The following is a 26,400-nucleotide window of genomic DNA, read 5'->3' as shown; positions in this document are numbered from 1 at the left end:
CCATTCAGGTGCAGGGGGTGGGCGATGCGCTTCCGTTTTTCTTATTTATGTTCCTCTTCGGTGAGGATCCCCATGCTTTCAATATGCTTTCTTGCTTCATCATCTCCAAGATCATAAATCATTCCATAAATTTTCTTCATTGTATCATCATAAGCATCATTTTCACGGTCATAATGGTATTGAACATAAGGAACATGGGCCCTGTAAAAATTCTGCCACTCAGTTGAATAGTTCTGGTCAAAATATTCTCTTAAGGCAATGATTTCATCATCTGTTGCCTCTATTTTAAAATTCCATGTTGAGCCAGTGGCACTTTGGGAAATCTCCCCAGAACCAAGCGTTATATAATACGTCTTTTTATTCCCTTCCAATCATGTCAGCCCCTTTTTTGTTCATTCCTGTGACACAGCTTCAACACCGGTTGCTTTATCTTAAATATCATTACTTTTTCATTTCTATAGTTATCGTATCCCACATTTATGATAAAATTATACGAAATTACGATCATTCTTCATAAGCTTACATATACTAAGTTAAATAAATGGGAAACGGCTTCTCAATTTATCCGGGTGAATATTTTCCTGCATCAGGGGTATTAAATTAAGTATACTAAATAAAACAGGCGCATTATTAAGGAGGTGTTATCATGAAACTGATTGATGAGCTATATGAACTTTACAGGAATAAGCTGACAGGTGATGAAGAGGATATCGATATGCTCGCTTTTGCTTTCTTAGAAGAAATGGACAGAGAAGACCTGCTGAATATCATCAAGGATCTCGAAAATCAGGAATTATATGATTTAATGGGGCTTTATCTGATTGAGAGCTTAAAAGGGAAATTTGCCAGTGAGAATTACGGCCAGCGCAGAAGCCCAATCATTCATCACCGTAACATACACTAAACTATACATATCCGGAATTATTCACTATCCATATTATTTAAGGCGGCGATAAGCCGCTTTTTGTTTTATTGTACCTACACGCCGGGAGTAAGGTAAGCACAAAGGTAAGGAACCCGGTTTAGATTTGTTCCGAAGGCACTCCCTCTTTTTTTGCATACAAAAAGACCAGCTTTCCAGCCAGTCTTTGTTTATTAGCCAAGGTATGCTTTTAGCATCCAAATATGTTTCTTTAAGCTTTGCTTTACAGCAATCAGCATGTCGCCTGTTCCTTCATCTTTGGCTTCTTCTGCTAGCTCAATGGCTTCCTGAAGCTCGTCCACCATTTTTTCGAAGTCATCAACGACAGATTGGACCATCTCTTCTTCATTTTCTTTTCCTGTCGCTTCTTCGAGAGAACTGGTCTCAAGAACTTCCTTCATAGTCGCAACCGGCTTGGCTTCAAGAGCCAGGATTCTCTCAGCCAGTTCATCAACATGTACGTTGGCTTCATTATAAAGTTCTTCAAATTTTGCATGAAGGGTAAAAAAGTTTTTCCCTTTAATATACCAATGGTAATTGTGAAGCTTTACATACAGAACAGTCCAGTTTGCTACTTGCTGGTTAACAGCCTTTACCAATTCTTTACTCATATAAATCATCCTCCCAACAATAGATTACCCACATTAACAAAAATCAAACCTGTACCTTGGTGATTGCGAAATCTTTCATGAAAGAGCTGCTTTCATGGTAAAATATTGATAGAAAAGGGGGAGAAACATGTATACGGTATTAGTCATATCGATTATCATTGTGATCGTGGTACTGCTTTTAAGCGTCATTACCACTTCAAAAGCTTACCAATTCAAACATACGGTAGACCCAGTTGATCCGCTTCCTGACAGCGAGCAGGAACAAAAAGAGGCTAAAGAAGATCAAGAAGATAACCAAAACCGTTCATAAGCATACGCTATTATATATACAGCCTCCGTATAGCCGGAGGTTTTCCTTTTAAATGGACGGAAATAATATACATGTAATGAGAGGACATTGAGATGGATATATACTCCATGATGCTTACAGTATTTCTAGTATTAAATATTATCCTGGCAGCATTTGTTATCTTTCTGGAGCGAAGGGATGCAGGTGCCACATGGGCCTGGCTCATGGTTTTGTTCTTTCTTCCTCTTCTTGGTTTTTTCATGTACCTCTTCTTTGGGCAGAATTTAACCAGAAGAAAGATGTTTCAATGGGAAGACCGCAAAAAGATTGGAATTGATGAACTGCTGAACAATCAAATCAGAGGAATCAAGGAAAAGGATTTCCATTTTCGAAATGACATAATTAAAAACTCCAAGGACCTTATATATATGCATCTTGTCAATAATGATTCGGTATTAACCCAGGACAACGAGGTCAGGATTTTTACAGATGGGAAAGAGAAGTTCAATTCGCTTGTGGAGGACATCAAAAATGCAGCCGATCACATCCATCTGCAGTATTATATCTTCAAGAGAGATAATCTGGGGAAAAGCTTAATCAATCTTTTGACGGAAAAGGCAAAAGAAGGCGTAAAAGTAAGGCTTCTCTATGATGAACTGGGTTCAAGAAGCCTGCATAAAAGGGCGTTTAAAGAGCTGATTGCGGCAGGAGGGGAAATTGAAGCCTTTTTCCCTTCCCGGCTGCACTTTATCAACTTGAGAATTAATTACCGGAACCATCGCAAGATTGCCATTATTGACGGCCGAATTGGATATGTTGGAGGGTTTAATGTCGGGGATGAATACCTCGGGCTAAATCCAAAGTTTGGGTATTGGCGTGATACTCATTTAAGAATTAGAGGGAGTGCTGTCCATTCCCTGCAGACCCGCTTTATCCTGGACTGGAACCAGGCTTCGCACCGCCATGATATTTACTATGCTCCTAAGTATTTTCCACTGACCGAGTCTCGAGATAGCGTAGGGATGCAAATTGTTACCAGCGGTCCTGATTCGGAATGGGAACAGATTAAAAATGGGTATATAAAAATGATTTCATCGGCCCGTAAATCTATTTATATCCAAACTCCCTACTTCATTCCGGACGCTAGTCTACTGGATGCATTGAAAATAGCTGCATTATCAGGGGTGGAAGTGAACATTATGGTACCGAACAAGCCTGACCATATGTTTGTTTATTGGGCAACCTACTCCTATATAGGAGAAATGTTAAAAGCTAATGCGAACATCTATATATATGAGAATGGCTTTATCCATGCAAAAACCTTGATTGTTGACGAGAAAGTTTCGTCGGTTGGAACCGCGAATATAGATGTTAGAAGCTTCAGGCTGAATTTTGAGGTAAATGCCTTTATATATGATGAGGACGTTTCGAAAGAACTGACTGAGAGCTTTCAGGAAGATGTCCAGCTATCAACTAACCTTACTGCAGAAGATTACAGAAATAGAGCCTTAAAAATCAAATTGAAAGAATCCATTTCAAGACTTTTATCGCCGATTTTATAAGTCATGCAGTTATCGGCTTACAAAATTTTATTCTTATCTTATTATAAAAACGGGCTGACCAGTCAGCCCGTTTTCATTATGCAAAAACCTGTTTCAAATCATCCTTCGATTGATCCAGCCAGAATCTCATAAGACGTTTTGCGCCTTCAAGGTCATGAAGCTTTGCCTGTCCGCATTGCTTCTCATTTGCAGCAGGAATCTCGGTTATTTCAACCGCATCTTGCATTGTAGCTTCAAGCAGATCGATTATTTCTTCAACTGACGGCTCTCCGCTAACGACTAAATAATAGCCTGTCTGGCATCCCATCGGGGAAATATCAATAATATCAAAATGATCATAATTCTCTGCATGCGTACGGATATTAAAAGCGAGCAGATGCTCAAGTGTATGAATGACATCCTGCTTCATCGCCTGCTTATTTGGCTGACAGAAACGGATATCAAACTTGTTAACTAAACCGTCACTTCCCACTTTATGGACACCGCAGTGCCTCACGTATGGAGCTTTAACAGCATTGTGATCCAACTCGAAACTTTCTACTGAAGGCATTCAAAACACTCCCCTAAAGTTTTCCTTTTATTATAACGCAATATCCGACTAAATTCATCAAATTAATATGAAAATTATGACGTTTTCACGATTATATGTTATTTTAAAAGAAAATATGATTTAACCAGGAAAGGTAATGCCATGTTAAAAAAAATAATGATTTCGATATTTCGTTTCTATCAAATTGCGATTTCACCGCTAAAGCCTCCAACATGCCGTTTTTATCCGACATGTTCCCATTATGGGCTGGAGTCTGTTAAGCGATTTGGCGCCTTAAAGGGCGGCTGGCTGACTATAAAACGGATCCTTAAATGTCATCCCTTTCATCCAGGCGGTGTTGACCTTGTTCCGGAGGAATGGCCCAAAAAGAAAAAGAATTAACCCTCGTATCCGTCCACTACCAGGTCAAGCTTGCCTGTGCCAGGATGAATAACAAGCCCATGCACAGGCACATCTGCCGGCATCAATGGATGCTTTTTCACCATATGGACGCTATGGGACACACTATCCTCTACATTTTCAAAGCCTCTTAGCCAGTCTTCTGCAGCGATTCCTGAGTATGTCATCGTATCCAATGCATCCTCAGTAATGCCTCTCTCCTTCATGCTGCTGACAACCGCATCTGCTTTCATTCCGCTCATGCCACAGTCATGATGGCCAATAACAAACACTTCTTTTGCCTGCAGCTGGTAAACAGCTACTAAAATGCTTCTCATAATACTTCCAAACGGATGTGTTACTAAAGCTCCCGCATTTTTGATAATTTTCACATCACCATTTCTTACATTGAGCGCTTTTGGCAAAAGCTCCACTAAACGAGTGTCCATGCAAGTCAAGATAACCATTTTCTTATTAGGGAATTTCGTTGTTTCAAACTCTTCATACTTTTTTCTTCAACAAACTGCTGGTTATGGTTTAAGATTTCTTCTAAAAGTTTCAATTGTTCCACTCCCTGACTTTTATGTATTTTTTTGCTTTGAGCAGGCATAAATGCTGCAATACTTGACAAAAAGATGTCAATACTAATGATGACCTTTAACAGGCATCTATATTTATGATACATAAAGCTGGAGCTTCAAACAAATTTTTATTCTTGCTTTTTAGCTGGAAATTATGTAAGATAACTAAGGGAAATCGTAATGATTACGTATTATTAATCACTTGGACGCTGACTGCTGCAATTAACTGCCCTAATAAACATTATTTAAAAATATAGTCCGTGCTTTAAATCGTAATAACTACGTTTTACTAAAGGAGGAGAAAGAGAAAATGACAAAGAAATTTTTAGTATTTATTTTAGGCCTAATCTTAGTTCTATCAGGCTGCTCAGACGATAAGCCAGAAGAAAACAGCAGCAATAAAACTACGGTTTATACAACGGTATACCCGCTTCAATATTTTACTGAACGAATCGGAGGGGATGCGTTAGAAGTTGAAACCATCTATCCTCCCGGGTCGGATGAACATACTTTTGAACCATCACAAAAAGATATGATGAAGCTGGCTGATTCAGATCTTTTTATTTTTATAGGACTCGGTCTTGAAGGCTTTGTGGAAAAAGCAAAAGAAACATTGAAAAATGAGAAAGTTAAAATGGTGGCCGCAGGAGAAAATATTGAGTTTGTTCACTCAGATGAAAATCATGATCCTGCGCATGAAGCCGAAGAACATGCTGATGAAGCTGAACATGAAGAAGAACATGCTGATGAGCACGGAGCTGAATCTGAAGATGGCCATGAACATGAAGGAGAATCTGAAGAAGGTCATGATCATGAAGGAGAATCTGAAGAAGGTCATGATCATAGCCATGGAGATATCGACCCCCATGTTTGGCTGGATCCTTTATACTCCAAGGAATTGGCTGAATCAATTAAAGATGCTTTAGTTGAGCAGATGCCTCAACAGAAAGAGCAGTTTGAACAGAATTATCTGGAGCTTGCCCAGGAGCTGGATCTTCTCCATAATGACTTTGAGCAGACAGTTCAAAATGCTGAGCATAAGGAATTCATTGTTTCACACGCAGCATATGGATATTGGGAAGAACGATATGGTTTAGATCAAATCAGTGTATCGGGTTTAAATTCTTCCAGCGAGCCTACTCAGAAAGAACTGCAGAAAATCATTGCGGAAGCCAAAGAACATGACTTGAAATATGTCTTTTTTGAACAGAATGTCAGCTCAAGACTGACTGAAATTCTGCAAAAAGAAATCGGTGCAGAACCTTTAATGCTTCATAATTTATCGGTCCTTACAGAAGAAAATATATCAGAAAATCAAACTTATTTTACACTTATGGAAGATAATCTGGATTCATTGAAAAAAGCGCTGAACGAATAAGTTCTCACTAACCTCCCACATTGGGAGGTTTTTTCGTTTCCTTAATATAGCTAATACAGGAAAAGTTTACATAGTTGGCTGGTTTTTGAAGAAACTATTTCCATTGAAGAAATTGAAGGGATGAAAATGCAATGAGTGATTTATTGATTGCAAGGTCTTTATTTGGGACTACAATGGGCTTTCATATTATTTTTGCAACGATTGGAGTTGGCTTGCCACTGATGATGCTGACAGCGGAACTTCTTTACCAGAAAACGAAGGATCATGATTACGTCATTATGGCAAAACGGTGGACCAAGGCATTTGCAGTGCTTCTTGGAGTAGGAATTCCGACAGGAACCATAGCAGGAACGCAGCTTTCCCTTCTCTGGCCTGGTTTTATGGAGGTTATCGGCAAGGTGATGGCTTTGCCATTCCAGATTGAAATTTACGCTTTTTTATTGAAGCTTTATTTATGTCAATTTATGTGTATGCTGCCGAAAGAATTCCTCCATGGATGCGTATATCAAGCCTTGTGCTGGTTGCCCTTGGCGCTTTCGCCTCTGCTGTTCTGATAACCAATGTTCACGCATTTGAAGGAACACCACAGGGCTTCAGGATTGTCGATGGGGAAATTGTCGATGTGGATCCATGGGCTGCGTTTTTTAACCCAAGCTTTATCGTTACAGCTGGCCATGTGGCACTATCAGCTTACACAACAGGCGCATTTGTTGTAGCGTCAGTTGCTGCTTTCAAAATGCTGAGAACTCCATTCGGAACACGAGTATATAACTTTCATAAGAAAGCACTTATGCTGAGCCTGATTGTCGGCGGAATTTTTTCATTTTTAACAGCTTTAAACGGCCATGAATCGGCTCAATATCTGCATGAGTATCAGCCGGAAAAACTTGCAGCAGCAGAGGGGCTGTTTGAAACACAATCCTATGCCCCCTTGCAATCGGCGGATTTACAGACCGTGAAACACAGGGGGTTAAGTGGGGAATCGAAATTCCGTGGGCACTAAGCTTTTTGGCGGGCAACAGCTTTGACACCGTTGTAGTGGGTCTGAATGACTTTCCGGAAGAAGAATGGCCTCCACTTTTTGTTCATACTCTCTTTAATGCCATGGTCGGAATTGGTTCATTGCTGATATTTTTATCCTTAATCGCTTTCGTATGGAATAAGTTTCTGAAAAAAAATCATTTTCCGCGGGTCCTCATGTGGGCATTTGTTGCTTCAGGGCCGCTAGCAGTTCTTGGAATAGAATTTGGCTGGGTATTTGCCTGTACCGGACGTCAGCCTTGGACCATCTACCGGGTGCTGTCCACTGCTGATTCTGTTACGACCGCTGAAAATCTGGGGATATTATTTATTCTCTTTGCCCTGGTATATGTAGTGCTTGGGGTGGCAGTTGTGTTTGTTATGCTATATTACTTCAAAAAGAATACCGTAATAGATGATATAAATAGAGCCGAACAGAAAAACGTTCCTCTATACGGATCAAATACATGAAGGAGTGAATCCAATGGCTGAAGAATTACTTGCCATCACAGTGTTATGGGGATTCGTCTTCATATATGCGGTAATGGCAACAATGGATTTCGGCGCAGGCTTCTGGTCCATGATTTACTTCAATCTGCCCAAAATAAAGGCGGCAAATGTGGCGAATCGTTATTTGTCTCCTACCTGGGAAGTGACAAACACCTTTATCGTCGCAATTGTAGTGGCAGTCTATAGCCTTTTTCCAACTGCAGCCTATACACTGGGAACTGTACTTCTAATACCAGGCAGCATCATATTGCTATTACTTGCGATCCGAAGTGCATTCCTCGTGTTTTCCAACATTGCGGAAGAATACAGGAAGCCGCTCACCTATATTTCAGGCCTATCCGGAATCCTTATCCCCGGATTGCTGATTAGCGTTTTGCCCATCACCCATGGAGATTTTGTTGAATTTACTGATGGCAGGCAATCTCTGGACCTTGCGCATCTTTTTACTAGCCCGAATGAATATGCTTTTATTGGTTTTGCCATCAGCAGCACACTGTTTTTGTCTTCCCTTCTACTCGCTGACTACTCAAAAGCCTCGGAAGAGATGGAAGCTTACTCAGTGTACCGCAGGGATGCAATCATGCTTGGACCGGTTTCAATCATAATGGCATTTCTTATTATGTTTACTTTAAAAAGGGAAGCATTTTGGATTTATGAAAAGATGATCGATGATTTGCCTTTGCTTTTGCTGTCTCTTGGATTGTTTCTAATAGGAGGACTGGCACTGTTCCTTCCGTCCGTAAACAAAAAAGGAGTTAGGGGAATTCCCAGATTGGCGGTTATTTCCATAACCCTCCAATACCTTGCTGCCAGCTATGTATATGGAAAAGCTCATCTGCCCTATATTGTATACCCTGAAGTGACTATTGCTTCTGCGTTTACAGATCCGAGCTCATTCCGGGCCATATTTGCCACCTATATCGCAGGATTCCTAATCCTTTTCCCTGGGTTCATATACTTTTGGAGCCTTTTCATGAACGACAAACGATATTTGCGGCAAAAACAAACTAAAGATCCGGCATGATATTCCTGCAAATGCCATGACTGAACAGTAAAGCACTGCAGAAAATAAAGAAGTGACATGCTCCGCAAATTTGTCAATTTTAATGTGGTCACAATTTTCTGATAAGAGGTGTTTGAAAATGGCAAAAGACGTTTTATGTGAAGTTAACAACTGCGCTTTCTGGAAAAATGGGAACCGATGCAGTGCAGACCAAATATACGTAGTCAGCCATACTGGAGAAACCGCAGACAACAGCAAAGAAACAGACTGCAAAACGTTTGAGCCTCATGACCTTTAATGGGTGACAGCACCTTCCGGGTGCTATCGGATTGCTGGTACGCATTTCATTGGATGGTTAGGCGAAATGCTGCAAAAGCGGTGCATTTTATGCATCGCTTTTGTGTTTTTTATAAAAACAAGTTTATTAAGATTCCTACCGGGAATGTATAGAGTAACAACAACTTATAGGAGTGATACATATGTTATCAACCATTATTTTGCTTGGAGCTGCTTTTGCCGCTGCTGCTGGATTAAGCTCCTTTGCCATTAAAGAGGATTCATTTATTAAAGACGAAATTACGCAATAATTTATAAATAAAGGGCGCTGATAATGCGTCTATTTTTTTGCAATATAACGAAAACCGCAAATCTGCCAAAAGCAGAACTGCGGTTTTTTACTTATAAAGCAATGCTATCTTTAGAGGTGGAAACTTCATTCAGCCTTTTTTCATTAATTTCATAACCGATTCCCGGTTTATCAGGAACTTTTATCATCCCGTTTTCCACGGTGACTTCGGGCAGAATGATGTCTTCTTCCCAATACCTGCCCGAGGCTGAGATATCTCCAGGAATGGAAAAGCCCTCCATGGAGGCAAGAGCAATATTATGTGCACGGGAGATTCCAAACTCCAGCATGCCTCCACACCAGACTTGGATCCCTTTATCCAGACAATAATCATGAATCTTCTTTGCTGTTCCCAGACCTCCAACCCGGCCAATCTTAATATTGATGACTTTACAGCTTCCCAGCTCGACAGCTCTCCTGGCATCATTAAAGGTGACAATACTCTCATCCAGGCAAATTGGTGTTTTCAGTTCTTTCTGAAGCTTTGCATGATCAACAATATCATCATATTCCAGCGGCTGTTCAATCATCAGCAGCCCAAAATCATCAAGCCTTTTTAAATGTTCTATATCGTCCAATGAGTAAGCTGAATTTGCATCTGCCATGATTGGCAGATCAGGGTAAAAGCGGCGGATCTCTGAAATAAATTCATAATCGTTCGCCGGGCTGATCTTTACTTTTACCCTTTGATAGCCGCTCTCCAGATAGTATTCAATTTGCCTTCTTACTTCTTCCTTTGTTTTAGCGCCAACAACCACGCCGGATGGAATCAATTCCCGCTGGCCTCCTATATATTTTGATAGAGAAATATCTTCTTTTTTGGCTGCCAAGTCCCATAAAGCCGTTTCAAGTGCCGCTTTCGCCATTTGATTCCTTCTGAAAGCGTCAAAAACGCGGCCCGCTTCTGAAGGATGCTTTATATCCGCATTACGCATTATTGGGATAAGGAATTCTTTTAGCATATGATAGCTCGTTTCAACCGTTTCCTCCGTATACCAGGGTGAAGAAAAAGCGACTCCTTCACCGTAGCCTTTCCGTCCTTCTTGATCGATTACCTCAATAATAATTCCCTCTCTATCCTTCACTGTCCCTAAATGCGTGGAAAAAGGTGTTTTCAAAGGCATCTTGATTTTATATAAAGTAATTGTCTTGATATCCATGCTAATTCCCGCTTTCCTCAAGCAGTTCCCGAAGCTTTCTTCTTAATATCTTTTTTGAAGCGTTCCTAGGGATTTCATTAATGATGATGAGTTTTTTAGGTGCTTTATACTTTGCCAGCTTCTCAAAGCAGTACTTCATCACTTCTTTTTCATCCAGATTCTCGTCTCCAGCGATAAAGGCTACAGGCACCTCACCCCAAACATCGTCCTTCATGCCGATAACCCCTGCATCCGATATTTGGGCGTGTGAAACAAGCACACCCTCGACTTCAGCCGGATAGATATTTTCACCGCCTGAAATGATTAAATCTGACCGCCGATCAAGCACATATAAGAATCCTTCTTTATCCACATATCCAATATCTCCAGTTGAAAGCCAGCCACCCTTTAGTTTTTCTGCTGTTTCCTCTTTTCGGTTTAAATACCCTTTTGTCACATTTGGACCTTTTACAAGAATTTCGCCCGCTTCTCCGGGATCAGCATGCTTCCCATTTGGATCAGCAACTTTCAGCTGGGAAGGGAATAAAGGTTTACCGGCCGAACCCAATTTGCTGAGACTGTATTCCGGAGCCAGTGTCACGATCTGGGACGAAGTTTCTGTCATTCCGTAAGTCTGGTATACAGGAATTCCCTTCTCTCTGCAATCTTCAAGAAGAGATTTTGCTGCGGGTCCTCCCCCTAATAACATACATCTGAAATACTCCGGCAGCTTTTCACCTTTAAGTGCATCTGCTACCCTGGTCAGCATCGTACTTACAACAGACATGATTGTCACTTTTTCGATGGAAATGGCCTCAATGGCTTTCTCTTCATGGAAAGATTCAAAAAGAACCATTTTCATGCCGTAGATAATGCTCCGCATTAAAATGGAATAGCCGCTAATATGAAAAATCGGGACAGCACACAGCCAGCTGTCGTTTTCATTCAACCCTAAATTCAATGCAGACCCCACTGCACTCCACCAATGATTTCCGTAGGTTTGCAGTACACCTTTTGGATTGCCGGTTGTACCGGATGTATACATGATGGTACAAACCTCATCAAGACTTATTTCTTCTACTACTGACGGCTCATCAGGATCTCTCCTGAATAAATCTTCTTTATAGATTGCCGAAATTTCTCCTAAGGAGTTTACAACCTTTTGGCTAACTTCATTAAAAGTATTCTCAGTTAAAAGGAAAGCGGACTTCGAATCATTCATTTGCCAAATCAATTCCTCAGCAGTCAGCCTGTTATTTAATATGACGGCTTTTACATCGAGCAGCTGCAGGGCCAAAAGAATAAAAACAGTGTCCTCATGATTTCGGAGAAGGACACCTACAAACTGTCCTCTCATGCATCCAGCTGCCTGGAGCTGCCCTGCTATTGTGTATGTACGCTCGTATACTTCAGAAAATGTATAGGTTTTCCCCAAAAAGGAAAGGGCAGGGCGATCGGGGGTTAAAAAAGTTCGCTGTTGAAGAAAATTCGGTACTATTTGCGCTTCCATCATATACTCCTCATTTCATGCGATTTTTCATATAAAAACAGCCTGATGGCAAGCCATCAAGCTGAAAAAATTAATATTCAATCAAGGGAAACGCGGGAATTGGCCGAAGTCTGGCTTGCGCTTTTCTTTAAATGCGTCACGGCCTTCTTTCGCTTCATCTGTTGTATAGTATAGAAGTGTTGCATCTCCGGCGAATTGCTGGATTCCTGCAAGCCCATCAGTATCGGCATTGAAGGCAGCCTTCAAGAAGCGGATAGCCGTCGGGCTCTTCTCCAGTATTTCTTCACACCACTTAATTGTTTCTTCTTCCACTTTCTCAAGCGGCACCACAGTATTGACAAGCCCCATATCCAAAGCTTCCTGAGCGCCGTACTGGCGGCACAGATACCAAATTTCGCGTGCTTTCTTATGGCCGACGATTCTAGCAAGATATCCTGAACCATAACCTGCATCAAAGCTGCCTACTTTAGGGCCTGTTTGTCCGAATACAGCGTTATCTGCTGCAATCGTTAAATCACATACGATATGAAGGACATGTCCTCCCCCAATCGCATAGCCTTTTACCATTGCAATAACCGGCTTAGGAATAACACGGATCAGGCGCTGCAGATCCAGTACATTTAAACGAGGGATCTGGTCGTCACCTACATATCCGCCATGTCCTCTGACAGATTGATCCCCGCCTGAACAAAATGCTTTATCTCCGGCACCCGTCAGGACAATAACACCTACATTTTCATCATCACGTGCGTACGCAAAAGCATCAATTAATTCCATTACCGTTCTTGGAGTAAAGGCATTGTGGACTTGCGGTCTGTTAATCGTAATTTTCGCAATTCCATTGTATGTTTCATAAATGATTTCTTCGTACTGTTTTCCTGCAATCCATTCAACAGCTGACATACATAAATCCTCCTTAATATGTATTAGAAAGCGTTAATTGCCGCTACATCAAATGACATCATTCCTCAATCTTTACTGCCATTTGTATTATTCTCCCCTGTCTGCGACAAAAACCCACTTACTATTGTACCAAATAATTCAGGTTTCTCCACATGAATTGCATGTCCTGCATCTTCAGCGGTCTTCCACTTGACATTTGGCAAAATTTTTGACATTTCTTCCGCAATTCTGCAGAATTTTTGATCCAGGTTTCCGGTAATTAGAAGGACTGGCATTTCGAGATGAGCAAGCTCATCCCACCAGGATGGCTGCACCCCAGTGCCCATGCCGTTCAGGCTGTTTGCCAGGCCATCAATGGAATTGGCCAAACGCTGGCATCTTATTCTGGTTCGAATTTTTTCCGGAAGACTTTTTTGGCTTTGAAATAAAGGGATGTTCTCCCAATAGTCAATAAAATTCTTAATGCCTTCCTGCCGAATCTTTTCAGACAATTTTTTATCCTGAATCCTTCTTTCATGCCTTTCCGCTTCCGTCCTAAGACCTGGAGATGCACTTTCCAAAATCAGCTTGCGGACCTTTTCAGGATAATTGACCGCAAAAGTTAGCGCAAGGCGCCCTCCCATAGAATATCCAAGAACATCAATCTTCCCGATTCCCATCTTTTCTAATAGACTGTTAATCACTGCGGCAGACTCTTCTATTTGATATTGACCAATATCAGGTGGTGATCCAGACTTTCCATGGCCGATGATATCCAAAGCTATTGTCTTCGAATGATCCTTCCAGAAGGGAGCGAACTCTTTCCACCCTTCACTATTTCCTGTGAAGCCATGGAGAAGCAGAAGTGGAAATCCAGTTCCCCATGTATCGACATGATATCGGACTCCATTAATGACATATTTCATCGGCATTCACCCTTCCAGCAATCGACTTATTTCCCGGGAAACAGATTCCCACAATTCTCGATGCTCGGTTAAATTCCTGTCCCGATTTGTCGTAATTTCCATTACCTTTATGCCTGATCTGCCCATGTTCTGTTGGAAGGCGGAAATAAAATGTTCCCAATCTGAGATTAAATCATATTGGCCGCCAAACATCTTAATGGCATGGCTAAAATCCAGATCAAGAGGTGTCCCAAACAATTTTTCAAAATTTCTGGGGTGATTTGCCTGCGGCAGGAATGAGAAGATTCCGCCTCCATTATTATTAATCAGCAATATATTGATATCTATTCCATACTGCTTAGAGGCAATTAAGCCATTTAAGTCATGGAAAAAGGTTAAATCACCAAGCACTAGATACAGCGGCTGTGATGCCATTCCAGCACCAAGAGCAGTTGAAACGGTGCCATCAATGCCATTTGCTCCCCTGTTGGCCATTACTCTAATGCTCTTTTGATTATAATGGAAGAATGTATCCAGATCCCTTATAGGCATACTATTTCCTACAAATAGGGTAGAGCCTTCCGGCAGTAATTCCGCCAGCTGGAAAAATAATTTCCCCTCGCTCAGTTCGTCCACTGCATTAATATCCGCAAGCTTTGATCTGGTAAGATCATTGATTTTTTCCATAAAGCAATAAATTCATCATTCTCTGAAGTGTTTAAAAATGAGGTGACAGACTCGCAGAATAGAATCTCATCGCAATGAATCATTTCGGTTGAGAGCAGTGCAGGATCCCGCCATCCCCTGCCTCCATCGACAATAATCTGGCGGGCAGTGCTGTTTTCTTTCATGAAAATAGTCAATGGCTTCGATACAGGCATAGCACCGAAGCGTATAATGACATCCGGCTTGAGTGCCTTCTTCGCATCATCGTTTTTCAAAAAGCTATCATAGGCATCAATAATGAAGCTTCCTTCGTGAAGTCCGCTTCTTAGCTGGGATAATGGATCAGCAATGATCGGATAGTTGAGCTTTTCCGCCAGCTTAATCACGGCTGCAGAGAAGTCAGCTTTTTCCAGAGGACCGCAGACAATAATTCCTTTTTGTGCAGAGTTAAATATCTGTGCCATTTCCTTGTACTCTTCATTAGGCAAACCAAACTGGCCACTATGGATATTTACATAACCTTCGGTGCGCTCACTCAGCTCAAATAAATCATTGCGGTCAAGCTGCGGCACTAAAGGCTCACGGAAAGGAAAGTTAAGATGAACCGGCCCTGCTGGTGAGGTCTGGGCAGCAGATGCTGCCCTTGCGCAAACTGTGCGGGCATAACGAAGCATTTCTGCTGTATTCTCAGGAGGAGCCATCTCAACAAACCATTTTACATTTTTTCCATACAAATGAATCTGATCGATCGCCTGAGGAGCGCCAACATCCCTTAGTTCATGAGGCCGGTCCGCAGTAAGCACGATTAGCGGTACTCTGGAATACTGGGCTTCCACAATGGCAGGATAGTAATTGGCTGCAGCCGTTCCAGATGTACACAGCAGAGCTGCTGGTCTTTGGGATGCCTTAGCAATCCCCAACGCAAAAAGGCAGCCGATCGCTCGTCCACATGGATATGTACACGAAGCTCCGGATGCTCTGCCATTACCATAGCCATTGGGGTAGAACGGGAGCCGGGACTGACCACGACATCCTCTACCCCGCTTTTTACTAATTCAGCCACAAATGCGGCTATATATGAAGTTAAAGCTTCCTGATGATTCACTTTTCATAACCCCCAAGAGCCGTAAGCATTGGCCGGAATTTAATTTTTGTTTCCTGATACTCGCTTTCGGCATTTGAATCCTGCACCACTCCGCAGCCTGCGAATAAGGATGCTTCATTTCCCTGAATAAGACCAGATCTGATTGTAACAGCATATTCGCCATTTCCCCTGAAGTCCATCCATCCTAATGGAGCAGCATAAAAGCCCCGATCCAGTTCTTCTACTTCTCTTATTTTTTCCACTGCTTCTCTCTTAGGCAGGCCTCCAAGAGCAGGAGTCGGATGCAGACGGTCAACTAAAGCAAGAAGGGAAGCATCTCCCTTGGTTTTACCTATTACAGGAGTATAAAGGTGCTGTATATCTCTCATCTTCATCAGCTGCGGCTCATCCGGCAGTTCAACTTCTGAGCAGGATTCCTCCATTGCTTCCTTAATCATATCAACCACATATTGATGTTCGGTTAAATTTTTCTGATCATGCAATAAAGCATCGCCAAGGATATGATCATCTTCTGCTGTTTTCCCTCTTGGGATGGAACCTGCCAGACAGGTTGTAAAAACATTTTCTCCATATTTCTTTATAAGCCGTTCAGGAGAGGCTCCAATAAAGCAGTCACCGTTCGATTCAAAAGCAAAAATAAAGCTTTCCCTTTGCATCTCCATAAGATTCCAGAGAACTCTTTCAATCTCGATCGGCTTATCATAGATGAGCCTGGACTCCCGGGCAAGCACAACCTTTTTTAAAGATCCTGATTTAAGTTCATCCACAACCGCATCTACTGTCTCCATCCATTTTTCCGGATTTATATCTGCTTCTTCCTGAAGAGTGTTTGCATTCTCAGGATGATAATCGCTGATTGAAGCCATTATCATGCCTCGTTCGGCCACTATCTTTTCAAAAAGAGAATCACCGTCATGCTGAGTGCAGACAACATTTGTTGTCAAAAAGGCCTGTCCATTCATTTCACTATACATATAAGTCGGCACATGAAAAAGGGAATCAGAATACTTCGACCAAAGCTTTGTTTTCCTCTTTAGAGGATCGAAAGAAAAACCGCCAAACATCACGGGCCCTGTAGCATTTTTATCATAAGGGTTAAAAATAATGCTGTTATTAATAAAACGCTTCCATTCCTTTTCAACATGATTAAATCTGCCGGTACTTTGATCTGACTGAATTTGCTTGCAAATCCCAAGCCCGATTATATAAGTTTCACCAGAAGGATCCTTCCAGAAAAAGCGTTCACCAAAAAAACGGCTCTTTCCTGCCGCATAAAAAGAAAGGGGGTCTATATGATTTATTTTTTGAACTTCGCTCACTAAAACAGGCTTTGACAAGGATTTGGCCCTCTCAATTGCCTCTTGGATCCCTTCTTTTAGTTCCGTATCTTGTATCGTAACCAAAAAATCCCTCCAATAACAGCTTAAATTGCCGTTATCCTACTTTAAACTTATTCTAAGATACACCTGTGATTCAGGGAATGTCAATGATGTCAATCACGCCATTCCATTTTGCATCCTTATTATATTATAGCTTACTTTAGGCATCTATAATATGAATTGAACTCAATTCAGCCATTAGCACTGTTAACATCGGAATGTGCTGCTTTACGGTTTCCTTATTTATGGAAAATACCGGTTCTATTTACGGCAATAATACGTTGACACTCTTGCATTATTTACCTAAACTTAAGGTGTTTGGTAATATAGCGGTTTACTTTGACAATACCCTGTTAATCGGTTAAAATAAACAAGTTTGAATGATCCAATTAATGATATCATTACAGAATAGATAAATAAGGGGAGAGTTATCATGCAACCACAAGCACAGACCAATTTTCCGCCTGCTTCCAACTCAAAGAACTGGAGGGTCTGGTGGCAGCTGACCAGGCCACATACTCTTACCGCTGCCTTTGTGCCGGTTCTGCTTGGAACAGCTCTTGCTATGGAACTTACTGAAATAAATTTTGGCCTGTTTTTTGCTATGCTGGCAGCAAGCTTGCTGATTCAGGCTGCCACTAATATGTTTAACGAATACTACGACTTCAAAAGAGGGCTTGATACGGAAGACTCTGTCGGAATTGGCGGGGCTATTGTACGGGAAGGAATCAAACCAAAAACGGTTCTGAACCTTGCTTTTGGCCTGTATGGGATTTCGATATTGCTTGGATTCTATATTTGCATGAACACAAGCTGGTGGATTGCAGCAATTGGACTGGCCTCCATGGCAGTAGGATATTTATATACAGGCGGTCCGCTTCCGATAGCGTACACACCATTTGGTGAATTATTTGCAGGTTTTTTCATGGGCATGCTGATCATCCTAATTTCTTTTTACATTCAGGCAGGAACCGTAACTGCAACAAGTGTTTTAGTTTCCTTCCCTATTTTGATTCTTGTTGGCGCCATTCTGCTGGCCAATAATATCAGAGACCTGGACGGCGACAAGGAATTCGGCCGCAAAACATTGGCAATTCTTTTAGGGAAAAAAGGAGCAATTAAGCTGCTTGCCGCAATGTTCATCGTTTCGTATGCATGGGTTTTCATATTGATTGCCATGAACATCATAACACCATGGCTTGCAATTGTTGTTCTAAGTGCGCCCAAGGCCATTAAAGCAACGAAAGGCTTCATCGGAAAAACACTGCCTATGCAAATGATGCCTGCGATGAAAGCCACTGCCCAGACAAATACAATCTTTGGCTTTCTTTTATCAGTAGGCTTGTTTATCGGATATCTTTTATAATTAAATGGAACCTCTGCTTTTATAGCAGGGGTTTTTTGTTTGGAAAAAACAGCAGAAAGCACCCTCTTGGTTTCATCCCATTTTTAACGGGTATTTTTTATTTAAGGAAGATGCTTGACCCTAAAATTTTTTCTTCCGTTATGATTTTGCCAACTACGTCCATACTAAACCCATATGGACTAAGATTTTTAATACTCAGCAGAGCAAGAGCGGCAAAGCTCGGCTTTATTTTGGGCTTGACTCTGGCATGAGCAGGCCTTGTATAATATTTATCAAATCCAAGGATGTGACATAATATGTTGACCAATGAACAAATCAGCCATTTAAAAAAGAATTGAATGATGAAAAAAATCACTGGAATCCCAGCTTCAAGGCAATAAAGAAGGAAGTCTGGAAGGTGCGAGTGCCAGAGACACAGTAGGAGAGCTATCCCTTTATGACAACCATCCAGCCGATATGGGTTCTGAACTTTATGAGCGTGAAAAGGATTTTGCTTTAGAAGAACATCATGACTCTGAACTGAATAAAGTAAATGCAGCACTGCAGGCAATTGAAGATGGTTCATACGGCAAATGCAAAGAGTGCGGTTCCGAAATTCCATATGATCGGCTTGAAGTGATTCCAGCAACCCTTTACTGCAAGGAACATAGTCCAGAGCAAAACGTGCCCGGGGACCGTCCTGTTGAAGAAGATGTGCTTGAACCTGCACACGGGAATACCTTTCAGCATCATCAATTTAGAGAAGTTGTGGATAACGAAGACAGCTTCCAGGAAGTTGCCCGTTTTGGCACTTCTGAGACACCCTCTGACTTAAGAGGCGACTATGAAGATTATAATTCTCTTTATAATGAAGGGCATGATGATGAAGGGTTTACAGAAGATTATGAGACGTTTATCGGAAATGACCTTGAAGGCAAGGGGAGAAAAGTGTATCCTTCCAAGAAACAGGAAGAGTATGAAGCGATGCTGGATGAAAATGATATCGAAGCACCTTTCGGTGATGTGCCGTATCATCAGACTGACGGCTATGTGGATGAAGATAAGGATTAAAGTAAAAGCGATGCAGATGCATCGCTTTTTTATGTCAAATGGCAAAATAAGATACCCTTATATATATTTATAATTTGGATTCGATATCCTGGATAATCTCATCAATCGTATCAGAAACATCGTTTGTGCGGCGGGCAATGGAGATGCTGAATTCCAGCAGTTCTTTATAATTTTTCACCGGAATAGAATCATTTGATTTCTCGAATTCATTTAGTTGCAGTCCAATATTTTGAAGATGCAGCAAAACTTCTTCCATTGATCCTTTCTCGATTTGGTACATTTAACAGCTACCCCTTTATATCTAATGATTTCATTATCAGGGTTTTTAAACCTTTTTTGTAGTGGGAATTTTTGTTAATATTTGCACTTTACGGAGTAAAACCGCTTTTCATAGGCAATATTATCTTAAGAATATATCGCTGGGAGGATCACAATGTCTGGACAAATAAAAGCTGCATGCTTTTCAGAATATGACAAACTTGAACAAGTGGTGTTATGTGAACCGAAGTACATGACGATTGTAGATACAATTAATGAAACACAAAAGCATTATGAAAAAGAAGGAATTAATATAGATACAGCCATGAAACAGCACAGACATTTTGTCAGTGCATTAAAGGATCAGGGAATCAATGTGGTTTTGCTGCCCTCGCTTGAAAAATATCCTGAACAGGTTTTTACCCGTGATATCGGATTTACACTTGGAGAAAAGGTATATGTTGCAGAAATGGCGGCAGACATTCGGCAAGGAGAAGAAAATGTTCTGAAGCAATGGCTGGAAGTAAACCAGGTTCCTTTTTACAATCTTACGGGAGACCGCATAGAGGGAGGAGACGTCCTGATCGATGGCCAAACGATATTTGCAGGAGTGAGCAGCCGTACCCACGAAGAAGCGATCGAGCATCTTCGCAGCCTTATGCCCGATTATGATGTTGTATCCATCCCTTTCACTGATACATATCTGCATCTTGATTGTGTATTCAATATTATTTCACCGGAGGAAGCTCTTATCTTTCCGGGAGAGATCCATGGGGAAAAAGTCAAAATGCTGGAATCACGCTATGATTTAATAAAAGTATCGGAAGAGGAGCAATTCACGCTCGGAACCAACGTCCTCTCTATCGGCAATAAAAAAATCTTCAGTCTACCGATTAATAAGAATGTCAATAAAGAGCTCAGGTCCAGGGGCTATGAAGTCATTGAGGTAGACATTACTGAAATCATTAAATCCGGAGGTGCCTTCCGCTGCTGCACGATGCCTGTTAGGCGCAGTAAAGGGTAGATCTCCTGCCTCAATGAAACGGAATAATGATTATAGACTCTCTTGGAAACCGCCTTTTTTGTGATTAACCGCTGTTTTCTCTTAGGCATGTTTGGGAGTTAATCCTCGTGATTAACTCCCAGTTTCTCTTGAGTACCTTCATTTTGGGCGTAATTCCCCTTTATTAACTCCCATTTTCTCTTGACCACCTTCATTTTGGGCGTTATTCACATTGATTAACTCCCATTTTCTCTTGAGCATTTTCATTTTGGGCATTATTCATACTGATTAACTCCCATTTTCTCTTGACCACCTTCATTTTGGGCGTTATTCACATTGATTAACTCTCATTTTCTCTTGTGCCTCCTCATTTTGGGCTTTATTGCCACTGATTAACTCCCATTTTCTCTTGAGCACCTTCATTTTGGGCGTAATTCCCCCTGATTAACTCCCATTTTCTCTTGACCACCTTCATTTTGGGCGTTATTCACATTGATTAACTCCCATTTTCTCTTGAGCATTTTCATTTTGGGCATTATTCATACTGATTAACTCCCATTTTCTCTTGACCACCTTCATTTTGGGCGTTATTACATTGATTAACTCCCATTTTCTCTTGAGCCTCCTCATTTTGGGCTTTATTGCCACTGATTAACTCCCATTTTCTCTTGAGCACTTTCATTTTGGGCTATTCCCCCTGATTAACTCCCATTTTCTCTTGACCACCTTCATTCTGGGGGTAATTCCCACTAATCAACAAAAAACAGCCTCTTCTCACCGGAAAGGCTGTTCTCCTTTTACTTATTCATCATTTCAACGCCAGCGGGCTTGATTTTCCAGATATCCCGTGCATATTCGCTGATTGTGCGGTCGCTGGAAAAGTATCCTGAACCGGCAATGTTCATTAAGCTCATTTTAAGCCAATGTTCCCGACCCTCATATGCTTTCCCGGCTTCTTTCTGGATATTGACATAGGAAGCAAAATCCCTCAACACAAAGTATTGGTCATTTTCCATCAGCAGTGAGTCAAAAATGGGCTCGAACTCATCATCGGCGTCCGGGAAAAATCCATTCACGAGCTGGTCGGCAACCTGGCGGATTCGTTTATCATGATGATAATACTCTCTGGAATTATATCCGCCATTCTGGTGATAACTGAGAACCTCATCTGCCGTTAAGCCAAAGATGAAAATATTGTCATCCCCTGCTTTTTCTTTTATCTCAATATTGGCTCCATCCAGCGTGCCCACTGTCAAAGCACCATTCATCATGAATTTCATATTGCCTGTACCGGAAGCTTCCTTGCTTGCCGTTGAAATTTGCTCGCTGATATCCGCAGCCGGAAAAATTTCCTCCGCCAGCGAAACCCGGTAATTTTCCATGAAGATAACCTTTAGAATATCTCTTGTCTGCGGGTCATTGTTCACCTTTACAGCAACGGTATTAATTAATTTAATGATTTTCTTTGCATAGTAATAGCCCGGCGAAGCTTTTGCCCCGAAAATAAATGTCCGCGGGTGCATGCGGAAATTGGAGTCTTCCTTCAGCCTATTATATAAATGCATAACATGAAGAATATTTAACAGCTGGCGCTTATAAGCATGCAGACGCTTAACCTGAATGTCAAAAATGGAAGACGTATCAACCACAATGCCCTGCTGCTCCTGGATGCGCTTCGCCAATCTTTCCTTGTTCAATTGCTTAACCTGATGCAGCTGATCAAGGAAAACTCTATCATTCTTAAAATCTGCCAGTTCGTGAAGCTTTTCCGGTTCCCGAATCCAGCCAGCCCCAATGCCCTCATTAATAAGATCGGACAAAAGCGGATTGGCTTTCAGGAGCCATCTTCTATGTGTGATCCCATTGGTTTTATTATTAAATTTCTCAGGAAAAATGTCATAAAACTGATTCATTTCCCGCTTCTTTAAGATTTCTGTATGAAGTGCAGCTACACCATTTACGCTGGAGCTGCCGACAAGGGCAAGGTGTGCCATCTTAACCTGGTCATGTGCGATGATCGCCATATCCTCAATCCACTTCCAGTCACCCGGGTATCTGTTCCAAAGTTCGCTGCAAAAGCGCTCATTAATTTCATTCACTATCATGTAAATCCGCGGAAGCAAAGGCTGGAAAATACGGATAGGCCATTTCTCCAAAGCCTCTGAAAGAGTAGTATGATTCGTATAGGCAATCGTCCGGACAGTAATGTCCCAGGCTTCCTCCCAGCCCATTCCCTCTTCATCCAGCAGGATTCTCATAAGTTCAGGAATGGCAAGGACCGGATGTGTATCATTAATATGAATGCTCACAAAATCATGGAAATCTCTTAAACTATTATGCTGCTTTCGATAGGAACGCACAATGGAACGGATACTGGCCGAAACAAGAAAGTATTGCTGCTTCAGCCTTAAAATCTTCCCTTCATCATGGGTATCATCAGGATAAAGAAACTCTGAAACAGATTCGGTTTCCCGTTTATATTTTAAAATATCATGATTTACAGGATAAGGAGAGGGTTCAGCATTCCAAAGCCTGAGAGTGTTAATTGTATCTGTTTTATATCCAGCGACAGGCATATCGTAAGGAACAGCCGAAATTGTCTCAGCATTCACATGGCGGAAAACAAGCCTGCCGTTGTCCTCTGCGATTTCGACTTTGCCCCAAAAAGGAACTTCAATCGCCAGGTCTGCTTTTCTTACTTCCCAGACATGACCGTTCCGCAGCCACTGCTCCGGAAGCTCCACCTGATAGCCATCCACAATTTTCTGCTCAAATAGTCCATGCTTATAGCGAATTCCGCAGCCATGGCCGGGAAGATTCAAGGATGCAAGTGAATCCATAAAGCAAGCTGCCAGACGTCCCAGCCCGCCGTTTCCAAGCCCTGCATCTGCCTCGATTTCTTCAAGACGGTTCAAGTCAATTCCCAGATCTGCGAGGCCCTCTTTAACAACCTGCTCAATTCCCAGATTGATCAGATTATGATGAAGCAGGCGTCCCAATAAAAACTCGATGGATAAGTAATACACCTGCTTTTCACGGTCGATGCGGTACCGCTCATTTGTATTAATCCACTCTGTGCTCACATGTTCCCTGATCATATTTCCGAGTGTGAAGTAATGATCTCTTTCTGTGCTTTCACCAAAGCTTTTACCGCATGTCATCTCCAGTTTCTTCAGGAATTCCTCTTTGAACTCATCGCGATCAGAAAACATGGCTTTCACTCCTTGAAACAAGGCCTGCATATAGCTGATTGTATTTGAAAGCGGATTGCGCCCAGCTATTATCCATTCCCATTGCATTTTTCATAATTTGCTCCCATATTTTGCTGTCACCGAAAAAGCTTACTGCTCTTCTAATAGTGTACAGCATATCATGGGCATTAAAATGGCTGAAGGAAAAACCGTTGCCTTCTCCTGTGTATTCATTATAAGAATGAACAGTATCATTTAATCCGCCTGTTTCCCTGACGATGGGAATGGATCCATACCTCATGGCAATCATCTGTCCTAAACCGCATGGCTCAAATTGTGAAGGCATTAAGAATAAATCGGACCCTGCATAGAATTCATGTGCAAGCCCCTCATCAAACCCAATAAATGCTTTGCACTTATCGGGGTACCCCGCTTCCATCTCCCTGAAAAATTGCTCAAACTCAGGATCCCCAGTTCCTAAAACTAGAACTTGTATATCATCCTGCATTAGCTCATGGAACACACATTTAACAAGGTCCAGGCCCTTTTGTTTTGTCAGTCTCGTAACCATGGCTATCAGAGGAACCTCTTCCTTTACCGGCAGGCTGAATTTTTTCTGAAGATGCATCTTATTCTCTTTTTTAATCTGAAGCTTTTCAAAGGCATAATTTTCTTTTATAAATGGATCCTTCTCAGGATTATAAAACTCATCATCAATCCCATTTAGGATTCCTTCCAAATCATAAGCTCTGCGCTTCAGCAAATCATGCAGTTTCTCTCCGTAATATTTCGTTTGAATTTCATCTTTATAAGTAGGGCTGACTGTTGTAATTTTATCAGCAGCGACAAGTCCGCCCTTCATAAAATTGATATTTCCGAAGAATTCAAGCTTATCTGGATGAAAATGGCTATAGTCAAGCCCTAATAAATCTCCTAAAGCACTCCCCGGCATGATTCCCTGAAACTGAAGATTATGAATGGTGAAGACTGTCCGAATGAACTCATACCCCTTTTTCGCACGATACTCAACCCTCAGCAGAAAAGGAATCATCCCAGTATGCCAATCATGGCTGTGAATAACATCCGGATAGAAATCAATATGCTGAAGAGCATCCAGAACGGCCCGGTTAAAATAGGCAAACCTCTCTCCATCATCGTAATACCCGTATAATTTTTCACGGTTGAAGTAGTATTCATTATCAACAAAATAGAATACGATTCCCTGATGCTCAAGTTCTTCAATTCCGCAAAACTGGTTTCTCCATCCTACCTGAACTGTAAACTCGCACTTTTTAGACATTTTCTTTTTTAAATCATCTGATATGGAACCATACTTAGGAAGAATAACCCGTACTTCAGTCCCCTGCTTTGCAAGTTCTTTCGGGAGAGAACCGGCTACATCAGCAAGACCTCCGGATTTAACGAATGGAACACATTCAGAAACAGCAAACAATACTTTCACGAGTTCATCAGCGCTCCTTGTACGGTACCTTTGCGAATAACAAGAGGCATTTCATGTCTTCCCTCAATCCTGGCACCGGATTCTACCTTAACATCTTTATCTAAAATAACGGAGTCTAAAACACAGTTTTCTCCAATTTGGGTTTTTTGCATAATTATGCAGTTTTTCACGACTGAGCCCTTGCCAATTTTTACCCCGCGGGAGATAATGCTGTTCTCAACTGTCCCTTCAATCATGCATCCATTCGCAATCATCGAATTCTTTGCGCTTGCACCTTTCATATAACGGGTTGGCGGTTCATCTTTTACTTTTGTATAAATTGGCTGGCTGCGCAGGAAAATATTTTTCCATGCCTCCGGTTCCAATAGGCCCATGCTGGCAGCAAAGTAATTTTCAATGGAATCAATCATGACGGCCAAACCGGCATATTCATAATTGCATATCGTATAGGAATGATGGATGTCTGTAACGACATCACTCATGCATGTGTATCCAGTTTCGTTTCTATTTTCTATTAAGCTAACGAGCAGCGAAGTTTTTACAAGGTACATTTCAAGGGAGCGCCCATCCTGCCGAACAACTGTAATATCACACCCCGTCATAATATGTCTATCTAGAACAGGCCTGAAATCCATATTAAAAACGGTAAAACAGTTTGAGATCAATGCATATTCCTGTTTGCTGCGATAAAAATAATCCAAATTAGCAGCAAAGTGATTGAAAGATCCAATTCCTTTACTTGGACTATCCAGCAAAGGAGATGGGAAAAAGAATAGCCCATCCCTTTTTCTGTTTAGGTCCCAGTTTTTTCCCGAACCAAGATGATCCATTAAAGAGCGATATTGATACTTTGGAAATATGGCAACACTTTCAATATCCGAGTTGACCATATTGGAGAGAACAAAATCGATTAGCCTATAGCGGCCTGCAAACGGAACAGCTGCGAGCGACCTGTGTACTGTCAATTCCTCTAAATCTTCATGGTAGGTTGTTGCGTCTATCACACCAAGCATTCTCTTCTTCATGACATTCCCTCCCGTTTTATTGGCCAGGGG

General features: G+C 41.5%; 23 protein-coding genes and 3 pseudogenes. 11 read left to right on the top strand and 15 right to left on the bottom strand.

The genetic code is table 11. From position 1 onward, the window contains the following. Positions 1-41: 41 nt before the first annotated feature. Complete coding sequence (locus M5V91_RS26815) at positions 42-371, bottom strand: hypothetical protein (protein ID WP_009333395.1); 330 nt, start codon at positions 369-371, stop codon at positions 42-44. Between the two features lie 275 nt (positions 372-646). Between M5V91_RS26815 and M5V91_RS26810 the strand changes: the two genes are divergently transcribed. Continuing rightward, on the top strand, positions 647-904 hold the full coding sequence (locus M5V91_RS26810) for a DUF6154 family protein (protein ID WP_009333396.1): 258 nt from the start codon (positions 647-649) through the stop codon (positions 902-904). A gap of 191 nt (positions 905-1,095) precedes the next feature. Here the strand turns inward: M5V91_RS26810 and M5V91_RS26805 are convergent, their stop codons facing one another. Next, the gene (locus M5V91_RS26805) at positions 1,096-1,533 is read right to left on the bottom strand and encodes a Dps family protein (RefSeq protein ID WP_071156769.1); all 438 of its coding nucleotides are present in this window, start codon (positions 1,531-1,533) and stop codon (positions 1,096-1,098) included. A gap of 127 nt (positions 1,534-1,660) precedes the next feature. On the opposite strand from M5V91_RS26805, the gene ytzI reads away from it, so the two are divergent. Further along, positions 1,661-1,843, top strand: coding sequence for a YtzI protein (gene ytzI, locus M5V91_RS26800; RefSeq protein ID WP_019383003.1), 183 nt, complete (start codon positions 1,661-1,663; stop codon positions 1,841-1,843). A gap of 92 nt (positions 1,844-1,935) precedes the next feature. Beyond that, the gene (gene cls, locus M5V91_RS26795) at positions 1,936-3,384 is read left to right on the top strand and encodes a cardiolipin synthase (protein WP_251174698.1); all 1,449 of its coding nucleotides are present in this window, start codon (positions 1,936-1,938) and stop codon (positions 3,382-3,384) included. A gap of 76 nt (positions 3,385-3,460) precedes the next feature. On the opposite strand, the gene M5V91_RS26790 is transcribed toward cls, so the two are convergent. Then, positions 3,461-3,934 (bottom strand): S-ribosylhomocysteine lyase, encoded by a 474-nt coding sequence (locus M5V91_RS26790; RefSeq protein WP_251174697.1) that lies wholly within the window; start codon positions 3,932-3,934, stop codon positions 3,461-3,463. A 141-nt stretch (positions 3,935-4,075) separates the two neighbouring features. Between M5V91_RS26790 and yidD the strand changes: the two genes are divergently transcribed. Then, positions 4,076-4,315 carry a membrane protein insertion efficiency factor YidD gene (yidD, locus tag M5V91_RS26785; RefSeq protein WP_019383001.1) on the top strand — a complete coding sequence of 80 codons (240 nt, stop codon included), beginning with the start codon at positions 4,076-4,078 and terminating at the stop codon, positions 4,313-4,315. Here the strand turns inward: yidD and M5V91_RS26780 are convergent. Then, positions 4,312-4,874, bottom strand: a pseudogene (locus M5V91_RS26780) (beta-class carbonic anhydrase). The gene yidD and the pseudogene M5V91_RS26780 overlap by 4 nt on opposite strands. 329 nt (positions 4,875-5,203) lie before the next feature. Here M5V91_RS26780 and M5V91_RS26775 point away from each other — a divergent pair. From M5V91_RS26775 to M5V91_RS26760, 4 genes and pseudogenes are all read left to right on the top strand, one after another. Beyond that, a complete protein-coding gene (locus M5V91_RS26775) occupies positions 5,204-6,271 on the top strand; it encodes a metal ABC transporter solute-binding protein, Zn/Mn family (RefSeq protein ID WP_019382999.1) in 1,068 nt (355 codons plus the stop codon). Positions 6,272-6,402: 131 nt separating this feature from the next. Further along, positions 6,403-7,762 (top strand): annotated as a pseudogene (locus M5V91_RS26770) (cytochrome ubiquinol oxidase subunit I). 13 nt (positions 7,763-7,775) lie between these two features. Beyond that, positions 7,776-8,825, top strand: a complete 1,050-nt coding sequence (locus M5V91_RS26765; RefSeq protein ID WP_251174696.1) for a cytochrome d ubiquinol oxidase subunit II — start codon at positions 7,776-7,778, stop codon at positions 8,823-8,825. Between the two features lie 118 nt (positions 8,826-8,943). Then, positions 8,944-9,102: a DUF1540 domain-containing protein gene (locus M5V91_RS26760; protein ID WP_009333406.1), complete on the top strand. Its 159-nt coding sequence runs from the start codon at positions 8,944-8,946 to the stop codon at positions 9,100-9,102. Positions 9,103-9,482: 380 nt separating this feature from the next. Here M5V91_RS26760 and menC read toward each other — a convergent pair whose 3' ends face one another. The 6 genes and pseudogenes from menC to M5V91_RS26730 form a co-directional block, all read right to left on the bottom strand. Further along, positions 9,483-10,589 carry an o-succinylbenzoate synthase gene (gene menC, locus M5V91_RS26755; protein ID WP_019382995.1) on the bottom strand — a complete coding sequence of 369 codons (1,107 nt, stop codon included), beginning with the start codon at positions 10,587-10,589 and terminating at the stop codon, positions 9,483-9,485. 1 nt (position 10,590) lies between these two features. Beyond that, on the bottom strand, positions 10,591-12,078 hold the full coding sequence (locus M5V91_RS26750; RefSeq protein WP_251174695.1) for an o-succinylbenzoate--CoA ligase: 1,488 nt from the start codon (positions 12,076-12,078) through the stop codon (positions 10,591-10,593). Positions 12,079-12,159: 81 nt separating this feature from the next. After that, positions 12,160-12,981 (bottom strand): 1,4-dihydroxy-2-naphthoyl-CoA synthase, encoded by an 822-nt coding sequence (menB, locus tag M5V91_RS26745; protein WP_009333409.1) that lies wholly within the window; start codon positions 12,979-12,981, stop codon positions 12,160-12,162. 65 nt (positions 12,982-13,046) lie between these two features. After that, positions 13,047-13,886 (bottom strand): 2-succinyl-6-hydroxy-2,4-cyclohexadiene-1-carboxylate synthase, encoded by an 840-nt coding sequence (gene menH / locus M5V91_RS26740; RefSeq protein WP_251156430.1) that lies wholly within the window; start codon positions 13,884-13,886, stop codon positions 13,047-13,049. A 6-nt stretch (positions 13,887-13,892) separates the two neighbouring features. Beyond that, positions 13,893-15,636 (bottom strand): annotated as a pseudogene (gene menD, locus M5V91_RS26735) (2-succinyl-5-enolpyruvyl-6-hydroxy-3-cyclohexene-1-carboxylic-acid synthase). Beyond that, positions 15,633-17,039 (bottom strand): isochorismate synthase, encoded by a 1,407-nt coding sequence (locus M5V91_RS26730; protein WP_019382992.1) that lies wholly within the window; start codon positions 17,037-17,039, stop codon positions 15,633-15,635. The pseudogene menD and the gene M5V91_RS26730 overlap by 4 nt, the downstream one beginning before the upstream one ends. Positions 17,040-17,448: 409 nt before the next feature. On the opposite strand from M5V91_RS26730, the gene M5V91_RS26725 reads away from it, so the two are divergent. Both M5V91_RS26725 and M5V91_RS26720 read left to right on the top strand, forming a co-directional pair. Continuing rightward, positions 17,449-18,381 (top strand): 1,4-dihydroxy-2-naphthoate polyprenyltransferase, encoded by a 933-nt coding sequence (locus tag M5V91_RS26725; RefSeq protein WP_009333413.1) that lies wholly within the window; start codon positions 17,449-17,451, stop codon positions 18,379-18,381. Between the two features lie 354 nt (positions 18,382-18,735). Further along, complete coding sequence (locus tag M5V91_RS26720; RefSeq protein WP_369426007.1) at positions 18,736-19,431, top strand: TraR/DksA C4-type zinc finger protein; 696 nt, start codon at positions 18,736-18,738, stop codon at positions 19,429-19,431. A 67-nt stretch (positions 19,432-19,498) separates the two neighbouring features. On the opposite strand, the gene M5V91_RS26715 is transcribed toward M5V91_RS26720, so the two are convergent. After that, the gene (locus tag M5V91_RS26715) at positions 19,499-19,711 is read right to left on the bottom strand and encodes a hypothetical protein (protein WP_009333415.1); all 213 of its coding nucleotides are present in this window, start codon (positions 19,709-19,711) and stop codon (positions 19,499-19,501) included. 153 nt (positions 19,712-19,864) lie between these two features. Here M5V91_RS26715 and M5V91_RS26710 point away from each other — a divergent pair, with 153 nt between their 5' ends. Then, on the top strand, positions 19,865-20,713 hold the full coding sequence (locus M5V91_RS26710) for a dimethylarginine dimethylaminohydrolase family protein (RefSeq protein WP_019382990.1): 849 nt from the start codon (positions 19,865-19,867) through the stop codon (positions 20,711-20,713). 514 nt (positions 20,714-21,227) lie between these two features. Here M5V91_RS26710 and M5V91_RS26705 read toward each other — a convergent pair. The 4 genes from M5V91_RS26705 to M5V91_RS26690 form a co-directional block, all read right to left on the bottom strand. Next, on the bottom strand, positions 21,228-21,374 hold the full coding sequence (locus tag M5V91_RS26705) for a hypothetical protein (RefSeq protein WP_157380199.1): 147 nt from the start codon (positions 21,372-21,374) through the stop codon (positions 21,228-21,230). Positions 21,375-21,489: 115 nt separating this feature from the next. Continuing rightward, positions 21,490-23,904: a glycogen/starch/alpha-glucan phosphorylase gene (locus M5V91_RS26700; protein ID WP_251174693.1), complete on the bottom strand. Its 2,415-nt coding sequence runs from the start codon at positions 23,902-23,904 to the stop codon at positions 21,490-21,492. Continuing rightward, complete coding sequence (gene glgA / locus M5V91_RS26695) at positions 23,894-25,345, bottom strand: glycogen synthase GlgA (RefSeq protein ID WP_251174692.1); 1,452 nt, start codon at positions 25,343-25,345, stop codon at positions 23,894-23,896. The genes M5V91_RS26700 and glgA overlap by 11 nt, the downstream gene beginning before the upstream one ends. After that, a complete protein-coding gene (locus M5V91_RS26690; protein WP_019382986.1) occupies positions 25,342-26,370 on the bottom strand; it encodes a GlgC family sugar phosphate nucleotidyltransferase in 1,029 nt (342 codons plus the stop codon). Before M5V91_RS26690 ends, glgA begins: the two co-directional genes overlap by 4 nt. Positions 26,371-26,400: the final 30 nt, after the last annotated feature.

This window comes from Cytobacillus pseudoceanisediminis, from assembly GCF_023516215.1.
Classification (GTDB): Bacteria; Bacillota; Bacilli; order Bacillales; family Cytobacillaceae; genus Cytobacillus; species Cytobacillus pseudoceanisediminis.
The sequence above is the reverse complement of the archived record's forward strand: the minus strand, read 5'-3'. Positions and strand labels throughout refer to the sequence as shown.